The organism is Mesorhizobium sp. L103C119B0 (assembly GCF_000502235.1).
Taxonomy (GTDB): domain Bacteria; phylum Pseudomonadota; class Alphaproteobacteria; order Rhizobiales; family Rhizobiaceae; genus Mesorhizobium.
Window position 1 is genome coordinate 117,663 of record NZ_AYXE01000015.1, and the last position, 12,338, is coordinate 130,000.

Here is a 12,338-nt window from a genome sequence, read left to right on the forward strand (position 1 = left end):
TAGCCATGGTCAATCTTCCCCGCGAGCGTATGGATCAGGTCGTCAAGCGTTTCGAGATGCTCGAAGCGCAGATGTCGGCCGGCCCGGCTGCCGATGCCTATGTGAAGATGGCCTCGGAATATGCCGAGCTGCAGGACATGGTGGCCAAGGTCAGGGAACTGCGCTCAGTCGAGCGCGAGCAAGCCGACCTCGAGGCGATGCTTGCCGACAAGGGCACCGATGCCGAGATGCGGGCCCTGGCGGAGGCAGATCTGCCCGGCGTCGAAGCGCGTATCGAAGAGCTGCAGAAGGACATCCAGATCCTGCTGTTGCCCAAGGATGCGGCCGACGACAAGAACGCCATCCTTGAAATCCGCGCCGGCACCGGCGGCGACGAGGCGGCATTGTTTGCCGGCGACCTTTTTCGCATGTATGAGCGCTATGCCGCCGAACGCGGCTGGCGCTTCGAGACGGTGTCGGCCAGCGACGGCGATGCCGGCGGCTTCAAGGAAATCATCGCCACCATTTCCGGTAGGGGAGTCTTTGCCCATCTGAAATTTGAATCCGGCGTGCACCGCGTGCAGCGCGTGCCGGCGACCGAGGCCAGCGGGCGCATCCACACTTCGGCGGCGACGGTTGCCGTACTGCCGGAGGCCGAAGAGGTCGACATCGACATTCGCGCCGAAGACATCCGTATCGACACGATGCGCGCCTCGGGTTCGGGCGGCCAGCACGTCAACACCACCGATTCTGCGGTGCGCATCACCCATTTGCCGACCGGCATCATGGTGGTGCAGGCGGAGAAGTCGCAGCATCAGAACCGGGCGAAAGCCATGCAGATTCTGCGTGCGCGGCTTTACGACCTCGAGCGCAGCAAGGCGGACGAGGAGCGCTCGGAGTCACGCAAATCGCAGGTTGGTTCGGGCGACCGTTCGGAGCGCATCCGCACCTACAACTTCCCGCAGGGCCGCCTTACCGACCATCGTATCAACCTGACGCTCTACAAGCTCGACCGGGTGATGATGGGCGAGCTCGATGAGGTCATCAATGCGCTGATCGCCGACCATCAGTCGAAGCTGCTCGCCGATATTGGCCTCGATGGCTGACATGTTGCCCGGCGCGCTCGGGCCGTTGTTGCGGGTGGCGCGGGAGCGGCTTGCCGCGGCCGGCCTTTCCGACCCGGCGCTGGATGCCAGGCTTATCGTCGAGCATTTTTCCCGCATGGACCGTACGCAGGCGATCGCCGACCCGCAACGGACGGTCGATGCGGGTGCGGTTGCCGCAATCGGCGCTGCTCTGCAGCGCCGCATGGCCGGCGAACCGGTTCACCGCATCCTCGGGTTTCGCGAGTTTTACGGCCTGCGGCTGTCGCTGTCGCCGGAAACGCTGGAGCCGCGGCCGGACACCGAAACGCTGGTCGAGGCGATCCTGCCTTTTGCCGGCGCGACGGCCGAAAGGCTGGGGGAATGCCGTATCCTCGATCTCGGCACCGGTACCGGCGCGATTGCGCTGGCGCTGCTCAGCGCGGTTCCGGCCGCGACCGCCACCGGGGTCGATATTTCACAAGACGCGCTGGCAACCGCGATACGCAATGCCGAGCAACTCGGACTCGCCGGCCGGTTCGTGGGGCTGCAGTCTGACTGGTTCGAAAAAGTTTCGGGCCGATACCATGTAATTGCCGCAAACCCTCCCTATATATCGTCTGGAGACATTGGAAATCTGCAGGACGAGGTCCGCGATTTCGATCCGCACAGAGCCCTTGATGGCGGTGTGGACGGTCTTGGCCCCTACAGGATCATCGCCGCCGAGGCGGCAAAGTTTCTGGAAGCACAAGGCAAGATAGCGGTCGAGATCGGCCACACGCAGCGCAATGAGGTCAAAGACATATTCGCGGCAGCCGGCTACAGGCTGGCCGGGGCATTTGTCGATCTTGGCGGAAACGACAGGGTTCTTATGTTTGAACAGGGAAAGCCTTGACGCAGTGCAAAAAAGCGCTTGGCAATGCCGGGGAATGCGGCTAGGGTCCGCCCTAACCGGATGAGACGAAGCAGGCAGTGCTCTTAGCGATTCGGTTTTCCTTGGAAATAGCTGCCTTCTTGCGCAAACGACGCCCAAGCTTCGTGCGGGAATCGTCCGGCAAGTGATGTAACCGGAACAGGATGACACGTGGCGCCAACGCAATTGATGCGGGCGAACGCCGGTGAAGAAACGAAACGGCTGGCTGCATGAGCGCCTCCGTTCGCGAAACGTTTTTCGAAAATTTCAAAATGAAGAGAGTCTTATGAGGCCACAACAGCAGAACAGGCGCATGCGCGGTCGCAACAACAATGGCGGCGGCGGTGGCAACAACAATAACAACAACCGCAAGGGCCCAAATCCCCTGACGCGCAACTACGAGAGCAACGGCCCGGACGTGAAAATCCGTGGATCGGCTCAGCAGATCGCCGAAAAATACGCCACTCTGGCCCGTGATGCGCAAAGCTCCGGCGACCGGGTTATGGCGGAAAATTACCTCCAGCACGCCGAGCACTACAACCGCATCATTGCCGCCGCACAGGCGCAGATGCCGATCCAGAATGCCCCGCAGAACCGCGACGAATTCGACGACGATGAAGATCGCGACGATTTTGACAATGCCGGCAGCGGCAATGGCGGCGAGACGCAAGCGCCGATGGCGAACCACGGCAACGGTCCGCAGCCGACGATTGAGGGCACGCCGGCCGAACTCGCATACGGCCAGGAAAACGGCCGCGAGAACAACAGTGGCCGTGATAATAATGGCCGTGACAATAATGGCCGCAACAACAACGGCCGCGACAACAATGGCCGCAACCGTGACCGCCGCCCCAATGGCGGCTATGGCCAGAACGACCAGCGTGGCGACTTTGCCCAGCGTGGCGAGCAGAACGGCCAGCGCGGCGACCAGCAGCGCTTCACCGAAACCCCGGCACAGGCGGAAACCGTTTCCGCGGTTGAGCCCGAAGCCGAGAGCGGTTTCTCCGAGCCGGCGCCGCTGTACGAAAACCTGTCGCCGGCGGCTCTCGCCGCCCGGGCCGAACTCAATGAGGTAGCCGCCGAGAGCGGCGCTGCCCGTCGCCCGCGGCGTCCGCGCCGCCCGCGCAACAATGCCGATCAGGTCGGTGACGAACAGTCTGGTGGTGGCCAGGTGGTGGATGGCGCCGGCGAGACCGCTGCCGCTATTGACGTGGTGGATGCGGCGCCGGCCGAAAGCCCTGCCGGCGACCCGTTCGCCGTCGACGCCAACAACTGACCCACAAGACATAAGTCGATGAAACGGCGGAGAGAAATCTCCGCCGTTTTCGTTTGCTCGGCCATGCAATATCATCAGCCGGACGTCTTGAGCGGCAATGGCTTGCGCCCCATATCTGGCGTGAACTGGACCCGGCTCGGATGAGCGGGTCCGTCACCGCAATCTGATCCGGTGCCGCAAAGCGGGCCGGTGATGGAAGGAGACAGATATGAACCTCGAGAAATACTCCGAGCGCGTCCGCGGATTCATTCAGTCCGCCCAGACCATGGCGCTCTCGCGCAATCACCAGCAATTCACTCCCGAACATATGCTGAAGGTCCTCGTCGATGACGACGAGGGGCTGGCCGCCTCGCTGATCGAGCGCGCCGGCGGCAACGTGCGCGACGTCAAGCTTGGCGTCGAGACCGCCCTTGAGGCCATGCCCAAGGTGGAAGGCGGCAACGGCCAGCTTTATCTGGCGCAGCCGCTGGCCAAGGTGTTTTCGACCGCCGAGGAATTGGCCAAGAAAGCCGGCGACAGTTTTGTCACGGTCGAGCGGCTGCTGCAGGCGCTGGCGATGGAGAAGTCGGCCAAGACGGCCGATATCCTGTCCAAGGCCGGCGTCACAGCGCAGGCGCTGAACCAGGTGATCAACGACGTCCGCAAGGGCCGTACCGCCGATTCGGCGAGCGCCGAGCAGGGCTATGACGCGCTGAAGAAATACGCGCGCGACCTCACCGCCGATGCCCGCGCCGGCAAGCTCGACCCTGTGATTGGCCGTGACGACGAGATCCGCCGCACCATCCAGGTGCTGTCGCGGCGTACCAAGAACAACCCGGTGCTGATCGGCGAGCCGGGCGTCGGCAAAACGGCGATCGCCGAAGGTCTGGCGCTGCGCATCGTCAATGGCGACGTGCCCGAATCGCTGAAGGACAAGCAGTTGATGGCGCTCGACATGGGCGCGCTGATTGCCGGCGCCAAATATCGCGGCGAGTTCGAGGAGCGGCTGAAGGCCGTGCTCAACGAAGTCACCTCGGCGGCCGGCGGCATCATCCTGTTCATCGACGAGATGCACACGCTGGTCGGCGCCGGCAAGGCCGATGGCGCCATGGACGCTTCGAACCTGTTGAAGCCGGCGCTGGCGCGCGGCGAACTGCACTGCGTCGGCGCGACCACGCTCGATGAATACAGGAAGCATGTCGAGAAGGACGCGGCCCTTGCCCGCCGGTTCCAGCCGGTCTTCGTCAACGAGCCGTCGGTGGAAGATACCGTGTCGATCCTGCGTGGCCTGAAGGAGAAGTACGAGCAGCACCACAAGGTGCGCATCTCGGATTCGGCGCTGGTCGCGGCGGCGACCTTGTCCAACCGCTACATCGCCGACCGTTTCCTGCCCGACAAGGCGATCGACCTTGTCGACGAAGCCGCGTCGCGGCTGAGGATGCAGGTCGATTCCAAGCCCGAGGCGCTGGACGAAATCGATCGCCGCATCATGCAGCTCAAGATCGAGCGCGAGGCACTGAAGGTCGAGAAGGACGAGGCGTCAAAGGACCGGCTCGCGCGTCTCGAAAAGGAACTCGTCGGCCTCGAGGAGGAATCGACCGAGATCACCGCCAAATGGCAGTCGGAGAAGCAGAAGCTTGGCCTCGCCGCTGACCTCAAGAAGCAGCTCGACGCGGCCCGCAACGACCTCGCCATTGCCCAGCGCAAGGGTGAATTCCAGCGCGCCGGCGAGCTTGCCTATGGCAAGATCCCGGAACTGGAAAAGAAGCTGAAGGAAGCCGAAGCCCAGGACGGCAAGGCCGGCATGGTCGAAGAGGTGGTCACGCCCGACCACGTCGCCCATATCGTGTCGCGTTGGACCGGCATTCCGGTCGACAAGATGCTGCAGGGCGAGCGCGACAAGCTGCTGCGCATGGAAGACGAGATCGGCAAGCGAGTCGTCGGCCAGGGCGAAGCGGTACAGGCGGTGTCCAAGGCCGTGCGTCGTGCCCGGGCCGGGCTGCAGGATCCGAACCGGCCGATCGGCTCGTTCATGTTCCTCGGACCGACCGGCGTCGGCAAGACCGAACTGACCAAGGCGCTGGCCAATTTCCTGTTCGACGACGAGAGCGCCATGGTGCGAATCGACATGTCGGAATACATGGAGAAGCACTCGGTCGCCCGGCTGATTGGCGCGCCTCCCGGCTATGTCGGCTATGAGGAAGGCGGCGCGCTGACCGAAGCGGTGCGGCGCCGGCCCTATCAGGTCGTGCTGTTCGACGAGATCGAGAAGGCGCATCCGGATGTCTTCAACGTGCTGTTGCAGGTGCTCGACGACGGGCGGCTGACCGACGGGCAGGGCCGCACGGTCGACTTCCGCAACACGCTGATCGTCATGACGTCGAACCTCGGCGCCGAATATCTGGTCAATCTTGGCGAAGAGCAGGATGTCGATGCCGTGCGCGACGAGGTTATGAGCGTGGTGAGAGCCTCGTTCAGGCCGGAGTTCCTCAACCGCGTCGACGAGGTGATCCTGTTCCACCGGCTGCGCCGGCAGGATATGGGCCGCATCGTCGAGATCCAGCTCAAGCGGCTGGAAAGCCTGCTCGTCGACCGCAAGATCACACTGTCGCTCGACCAGGAATCGATCGACTGGCTGGCGGCGAAGGGCTACGACCCGGCCTATGGCGCGCGGCCGCTGAAGCGGGTGATGCAGAAGGACCTGCAAGATCCGCTGGCGGAAAAAATCCTGCTTGGCGAGATACTCGACGGCTCGACCGTCAAGGTCACCGCCGGCTCCGACCGGTTGAATTTCCGGTCCAGGCCCACTGTGGTGCCGACCGACGCGGCAGCCTGATCCAACGCCGCGCGTCCGACCGGACGCGCGGCATTTTCTTATGAAACAACAATCCTTTGACGGGGGTGCAGATGACGCTGGACGACTACAACAGCTTCTGCGCCTCGCTGCCGCAGACGACGCACGTCGTGCAGTGGGGCGGGGCCGATGTCTGGAAAGTCGGTGGCAAGGTCTTCACCATCGCCGGCCATGACCGGGAGGGTGGCGTCTTCGTCACCTTCAAATGCTCTGAGATGGCATATGACGTGCTGAAGGATCAGCCCGGCTGCCGGCCGGCGCCCTATCTCGCCTCGCGCGGCATGAAATGGATCCAGCGTCAGACAAGCCAGAGCATGGATGATGATGCGCTGAAGGACTATCTCGGCGAAAGCCACCGCCTCGTCGTCCTCAAGCTGACGAAGCAGACGCGCAAGGAATTGGGCCTGTAGCAACCAGTAATCCGCCATCTTCATGCCCGGTTCATGTTGGAAAGCTTATGTTGTGGTTTGCTGGCGAAGGGGTTTGCCTGCAGGCTTTTGACGATCAGGGCGTTCCTTGCGCATCCAAACGGTGGCGAGAACGTTCTGGTGGGAACACTGCCGGGCGGCGGCAATTACGCATGACCCCGAAAATCGAAATTCGATTTTCGGAAAGGATCATGCGCAGACATGAAGTGTTACAACGTCCTTTGCGCGTCCAAACGGACGCGCGGCGCTGTAAGTACCGGAGAGTTTGACCACCATGTTCCGCACGATCCTTGCCTTTTCGGTGCTCGCCGCCGGGCTGCTCACGTCCAGCGCCATGGCATCGCCGACTGTGGACAACGCACTGCCGGCCGTCCGCGCCGCCGATAGCGGCGGCATTGTGCTTGCCCAGGACGGCAATCTCGACATCTATTACGACGCCCGGGGCAACCGCGTCATCGTCGATGCCGAGACCGGCAAGGTCATTGCCATCCAGCCGCCGCAGACCAGGCTCGACCGCCGCGCGCTGCGCCGGGAAATGCGGGCACGTGAGCTTGGACGCGCACCGGTCGAAGACGACGACCGCTACTATCTCGACGATCCCGAAGACATGGCGCGTTTCCGCCGCAGGCAACTGGACGATCAGGGACGAATCCCCGGCCCGCCGGTTGATGAATACGATCCTGAAAGCGACAGATTCCTGGGGGCCGCTCCGCAGGATGATGCCAATGACAGCGACACCTATCCGGAAGCGCCGAAATCCGCTGAACCGCGGCCCGTCAAGCGCCAGCCGCTGAACGAAGCCTCTATCGATCCCGCCGAACCGGCGGCGCCCGCCGACCAGGCCGCGCTGCCGCCGAAAGCCGGTGGCAAGACCGTGGTCGATCCCTCGCTTTCACTCGGCGCACGCCAGGATGTAGCCGCCTTGCAGGTGCTGCTCGACCGCGCCGGCGCTTCACCCGGCGTCGTCGACGGGCGCTTCGGCTCCAATGTCGACAAGGCGCTTGCCGCCTATAACCAGATCACCGGCAGCAATCTGCGCTCGACCGACGCGGTCGGCATCCAGGCTGCGCTGGCGCAAACCGGTGGCGATGCTTTCGCCAATTATACGATCACGCCCGAAGACGCGGCCGGGCCTTATGTCGCCTCGATACCGGAGGATTACAGCCAGAAGGCGCAGCTCGACCGCATGGCTTACACCTCCGTCACCGAAGCCTTGGCCGAACGGTTCCACATGGACGAGAACTACCTGAAGGGGCTCAATCCCGAGGCCGACTTCAGCCGTCCCGGCACCATCATCAAGGTCGCCAATTTCGGCAGGCTGGTGGCGACGCCGGTTGCCCGCATCGTCGCCGACAAGGACAAGAAGCAGGTGTTCGCCTATGACGCCGGTGGCAAGCTGGTCGCGACCTATCCGGCCACCATTGGTTCAGCCGACACGCCCTCGCCGACCGGCACTCATACGGTGTCGCGCGTCGCGCTCGATCCGAACTACACCTACAACCCCAGCATCAATTTCAAGCAGGGCCAGAACGACAAGATCCTGACCATCCCGCCGGGTCCGAACGGCCCGGTCGGCTCGGTGTGGATCGCGCTGGACAAGCCGACCTATGGCATTCACGGCACGCCCGATCCCTCCAAGATCGGCAAGACCGAAAGCCATGGCTGCGTGCGCCTGACAAATTGGGATGCGCGTGAACTGGCCAAGCTGGTGTCGCCGGGCGTCACCGTCGAGTTCGTCGGCGGTCCCTCGGCCGATGATGTTGCGGAGCAAGTGAGCGCTCCAGCGCAGTGATATCGGCCTGCCCATAAGGCAGACCGATATCCAAAGCTGGATTCATGAGCCCAGGGTGCTGGCTGGTTGTTGCCGGCCCGCAACAAGTCTAAGCAGACGCTCATGAAGTCTCTGAGCGAAGCCGCAGCCGTTCCCCTGACCAGGTCGCTTTCCAACGGTACATTTTGCCCGCAGTCGCAGCGCAAGTTCGTGCTGGTAGCGGCGATCCTGGCGTCAGCGGTCGGCTTCATCGACGGGTCGATCCTGGCCATTGCCATGCCGGCAATGCGCGTCGACCTCGGCGCCAGCCTGGCCGAGGTCCAGTGGATTTCCAACGCCTATGCGCTGACGCTGTCGGCGCTGATTCTGGCCGGCGGCGCCGCCGGCGACCGGTTTGGCCTCAGGCGCGCCTTCGTTGCCGGCATTGCGCTGTTCATCGTCGCTTCGCTGGCCTGCGCGGTGGCGCCGAATGCGCTGGTGCTCATCGCCTTTCGCGCCATTCAGGGCATTGGTGCGGCGATCATGGTGCCGGGCAGCCTCGCCATCATCGCCAAGGCCTATCCGAAGAAGGAGCGCGGCCGGGCGATCGGCATCTGGGCCGCCGCCTCGGCGCTGACGACTGCGCTCGGTCCGGTGCTCGGCGGCTTCGTTCTGTCGGCCTTTGGCGGCGGTATCTGGCGGGCGATCTTCGCCGTCAACCTGCCGCTCGGGCTGATCTCGATCTATCTCCTGCTGGCCAAGATTCCCGCCGACGCGCCGACGGAGAAGCGAAGCCTCGATCTCGGCGGCGCCGCTCTCGCCACGCTTGCCTTCGGGGCGCTTGCCTACGGACTGACCTCGATGAGCGCCGAAGGCAGCGGGCTGATGTCGGGGCCGAGCATCGCCGCAGGCGCCGTGCTGCTTATCATCTTCATCGTCTTCGAGCTTCGGCAGCGCGAGCCGATGATCGATCTCAAGCTGTTTCGGATCGGCGCCTTTGCCGGCGCCAACCTCGCCACCTTCTTCCTGTATTTCGCCCTGTCGGCCAATCTGTTCTACCTGCCGATGCTGTTGATCGCCGGATGGGGGCTGAGCACCAAAGAGGTCGGTTTCATCTTCCTGCCGCTGTCGGCGTCGATCGCGCTGCTGTCGGGTCTCGTCGGCCAGTGGTCGGATCGCATCGGTCCGCGTTTTCCGATCGCCAGCGGCTGCCTGGTAGTTGCCATCGCCTTTGCCGGGCTGGCTTTGCTCACTCATGCCGGCATGCACAATTTCTGGACCGGTATCTTTCCGCTGATGGCCGTGATGGGGCTCGGCATGGCGCTGGTGGTGTCGCCGCTGTCGACGGCGGTCATGACCGCGGTCGAGGACAAGGATACCGGCGCCGCTTCCGGCATCAACAATGCGGTTTCGCGCATTGGCGGGCTGATTGCTGTGGCGGCGATGGGCTCGCTCGCGGCCTGGGTCTATTCGACGATGCTCGATACCAGCGCTAGGCCGGGCATTCCGGGATTCGGCGAACCGGCATTGGCCGGCCTGGCGCCAGACCTTGATGCAACACGGCTCGCCGCCAGCGATGCGGCGTTCGCGGCCGTGTCGACAGTGACGGCCGTGCTTTGCCTGCTTGCCGCTATTATCGCCTGGGTCACCGTTTCGGGGCAAAAGCTGCCTTGGTCACGAGCCGAAGAGGAGCAGTCGACCTGATTCGGAGCCGACCCGATTCGGAATGCTCTGATGGGGCGATTATGATTCGCCGGCGTCGAGTGTGACGGCTTAAAGCGCGTCGCGCTGAAACGGATTCATACGACGCGCTTTAAGTGTTTGTTTTGAGGCATGTCGTTGTCCCAGAACCGCGGCACACTTCTGGGCGACATGCATTAGCCTTCGATCTTGGCGCTCGCGACCTTCAGCGGATTGCTGTCTTCCTGCTTGAGCAGTTCATCGATGCGCTCGCGCTCGCGCTTGAAAGCGACCAGGTCGTCGCCCTTCAGCACCTTGCCGACCGGCAGGCGCACGCGCATCGGGTCGACCTTGGTGCCGTTGACGATCAGCTCGTAGTGAAGATGCGGACCGGTGGAGAGGCCGGTCTGACCGAGGAAGCCGATGGTCTGGCCCTGGCGGACATGAACGCCCGGTTCGATGCCTTTGGCAAAGGCGCTCTGGTGATTGTAGGAGGTCTCGTAGCCATTGGCATGGCGGATGATGATCTGCTTGCCGTAGCCGCCGGCCCAGCCGGCCTTTTCGATGGTGCCGTTGCCGGCGGCGATGATCGGCGTTCCGATCGGCGCCGCCCAGTCGACGCCGGTATGCATGCGGACATAACCGAGGATCGGATGCCGGCGGGCGCCGAAGCCGGAGCGGAATTTCCCGGCCGGCAGGGGATTGCGCAGCAGGAACTGCTCGGCGCTCGATCCGTCCTCGTCGAAATAGTCGGTCGAGCCGTCCTGCATCTGGAAGCGGTAGAAATTGCGTGTCTGGCCGCCGAAGGTCGACGAGACATAGAGCAGTTCCGATTCGTCGGAGGCCTGGTCGTCGCCGTCCGGCTGCGAGAACAGCACGTCGATGCGGTCCGATGGATTGAGCCTGGACTGGAAGTCGACGCCGGAGGCCAGGAGCTTGACCAATTGCTGGGTCAGCTTCTTCGACATGCCATAGGAATAGGCGGCGCGGTAGATGCCGTCATAGACGTTCGGCAGATTGCCGCGCACCACCACCGGCGCCGACGAATCATCGAACGCGGTCAGCAATTCGGGGTTCGGCTCCGGTTCCTGCGCCGGCACATACTGGCCGCGGTCGTCGAGCGCGATGGTGACGATGTGCGTTGTCTTGTCATAGACGCTGGTGCGAACGACCTTGGCGGCGTCGCCATGTACCTCGAGCCCGACGCGCAGCACGGTTCCGGTCTTCAGCGCCGGTGCGTTGAGCAGCTTGCCGATCGCCTCCGCCATGCCGGTGGCGTCATCGCCCGTATAGCCCGAATCAGCGAAAGCCTCGGCAATGTCGCGGTCCCTGGTGAAGGGAATGATTTCCTCGGCGAAAGCCGGGGTCTGGTCGTCGAGCGCGACGCGCGGCGCCACCGAGACATTTTCCGGCACGATCTTGACGTCGTAGGAGCCGGCCATCGATTCGGCGAAGGCATCGCCGAATCGCTGCGGGTCGACATAATGCAGGGAGGCGACCTGCACGGCGCCGTCGCTGAGGTCGGTGCCGGCTTCGCGCACCACTTTTTCAACCTCGTCGGCGGACAGGTCGCTTTTTTCGTCGAAGGAGGCCGTCTCAACCGGGAAATCGACCGTCTTGAGGCTCATCTCGCTTTCGACCTTGGCGCCGTAGATCTGGCCGCCAACTGCGGAGGCCGTCGCCGGCTGCGCCGGCGTCGAGTCGCCATCGTCGCCGAACACCTGCATCGGGTCGAAAGGCGGATAGGCGCGGTTGGTGGTGTGGCCGGCTGCCAGCGCCATCTTGATCTGCACGAACGGCATGGTGTGGATAACGTCGCGGTCGCCGACCTTGGTCACCATCGACACTTCCATGCGCCGGCGGTCCTTGGCCTTGGCGATCTGGCGCGGCGCCACCAGCCTGGTGGTCTTGGCGACCTCGCCGGAATCGCCGCCGCTTTCGAGCTGGGCCAGTTCGGCGATTTCGGGCGGGGTTGCCAGCTGCTGGCGGCCGTCAAGGGCGGCAAACAACGCCACGCCCATCAGCACACTCGAGGTCACGCCGGTAAGAAAGGTGCCCGACAGCCAGCGCGCCGAAACCTCGCGCCGGTCGGGCGGGCCGCTGCGGCCATCCGCGATCAGCGGCGGCTCATTGCCGAGTTCGGCTATGACATCTTCCGTGTCTGGCATCCAGAAAGGCTGCTTCTTCCCCGGGCGGAACGGCTTTTCGCTTCTGTTGGGCCATGACATTTGCCTGTCACGGCGAGTGAAGTCAACGAAGCGGCGAAATCCCCACGCACACGCTCTGTTTTACAGCCCCTTACAGAGAGGCGACTTTATCCTCTTATAGGAGCCTCCTAATCCTCTTGTAGGAGGGTCCGAACCGGTGATGCGCAGACCCCGCTTTGGCTCTTATAGG

At 63.6% G+C, this 12,338-nt stretch carries 8 protein-coding genes; 7 read left to right on the forward strand and 1 reads right to left on the reverse strand.

Annotated elements, in window-relative coordinates; genetic code table 11:
* The first annotated feature begins 5 nt into the window (after positions 1-5).
* From prfA to X728_RS143495, 7 genes are all read left to right on the forward strand, one after another.
* Positions 6-1,085: a peptide chain release factor 1 gene (prfA, locus tag X728_RS143525; RefSeq protein WP_023672971.1), complete on the forward strand. Its 1,080-nt coding sequence runs from the start codon at positions 6-8 to the stop codon at positions 1,083-1,085.
* Complete coding sequence (gene prmC, locus X728_RS143520) at positions 1,078-1,956, forward strand: peptide chain release factor N(5)-glutamine methyltransferase (RefSeq protein ID WP_023832523.1); 879 nt, start codon at positions 1,078-1,080, stop codon at positions 1,954-1,956. Before prfA ends, prmC begins: the two co-directional genes overlap by 8 nt.
* Before the next feature lie 304 nt (positions 1,957-2,260).
* Positions 2,261-3,250 (forward strand): DUF4167 domain-containing protein, encoded by a 990-nt coding sequence (locus tag X728_RS143515; RefSeq protein ID WP_023832524.1) that lies wholly within the window; start codon positions 2,261-2,263, stop codon positions 3,248-3,250.
* 208 nt (positions 3,251-3,458) lie between these two features.
* Entirely contained in the window at positions 3,459-6,065 is a 2,607-nt protein-coding gene (clpB, locus tag X728_RS143510) for an ATP-dependent chaperone ClpB (protein ID WP_023685772.1), read from the forward strand.
* A 71-nt stretch (positions 6,066-6,136) separates the two neighbouring features.
* Positions 6,137-6,493, forward strand: a complete 357-nt coding sequence (locus tag X728_RS143505; protein WP_023685771.1) for an MmcQ/YjbR family DNA-binding protein — start codon at positions 6,137-6,139, stop codon at positions 6,491-6,493.
* 292 nt (positions 6,494-6,785) lie between these two features.
* Positions 6,786-8,303 (forward strand): L,D-transpeptidase family protein, encoded by a 1,518-nt coding sequence (locus X728_RS143500; protein WP_023832525.1) that lies wholly within the window; start codon positions 6,786-6,788, stop codon positions 8,301-8,303.
* Between the two features lie 102 nt (positions 8,304-8,405).
* Positions 8,406-9,965 (forward strand): MFS transporter, encoded by a 1,560-nt coding sequence (locus tag X728_RS143495; protein WP_023832526.1) that lies wholly within the window; start codon positions 8,406-8,408, stop codon positions 9,963-9,965.
* A gap of 173 nt (positions 9,966-10,138) precedes the next feature.
* Here the strand turns inward: X728_RS143495 and X728_RS143490 are convergent, their stop codons facing one another.
* The gene (locus tag X728_RS143490; RefSeq protein WP_023701439.1) at positions 10,139-12,109 is read right to left on the reverse strand and encodes a M23 family metallopeptidase; all 1,971 of its coding nucleotides are present in this window, start codon (positions 12,107-12,109) and stop codon (positions 10,139-10,141) included.
* Positions 12,110-12,338: the final 229 nt, after the last annotated feature.

What these genes read in the sequence shown, in the direction of transcription:
- prmC (WP_023832523.1), top strand. Translation starts at nt 1,078, where the DNA reads ATGGCTGACATGTTGCCCGGCGCGCTCGGGCCGTTGTTGCGGGTGGCG.
- X728_RS143515 (WP_023832524.1), top strand. Translation starts at nt 2,261, where the DNA reads ATGAGGCCACAACAGCAGAACAGGCGCATGCGCGGTCGCAACAACAAT.
- clpB (WP_023685772.1), top strand. Translation starts at nt 3,459, where the DNA reads ATGAACCTCGAGAAATACTCCGAGCGCGTCCGCGGATTCATTCAGTCC.
- prfA (WP_023672971.1), top strand. Translation starts at nt 6, where the DNA reads ATGGTCAATCTTCCCCGCGAGCGTATGGATCAGGTCGTCAAGCGTTTC.
- X728_RS143490 (WP_023701439.1), bottom strand. Translation starts at nt 12,109, where the DNA reads ATGCCAGACACGGAAGATGTCATAGCCGAACTCGGCAATGAGCCGCCG.
- X728_RS143505 (WP_023685771.1), top strand. Translation starts at nt 6,137, where the DNA reads ATGACGCTGGACGACTACAACAGCTTCTGCGCCTCGCTGCCGCAGACG.
- X728_RS143500 (WP_023832525.1), top strand. Translation starts at nt 6,786, where the DNA reads ATGTTCCGCACGATCCTTGCCTTTTCGGTGCTCGCCGCCGGGCTGCTC.
- X728_RS143495 (WP_023832526.1), top strand. Translation starts at nt 8,406, where the DNA reads ATGAAGTCTCTGAGCGAAGCCGCAGCCGTTCCCCTGACCAGGTCGCTT.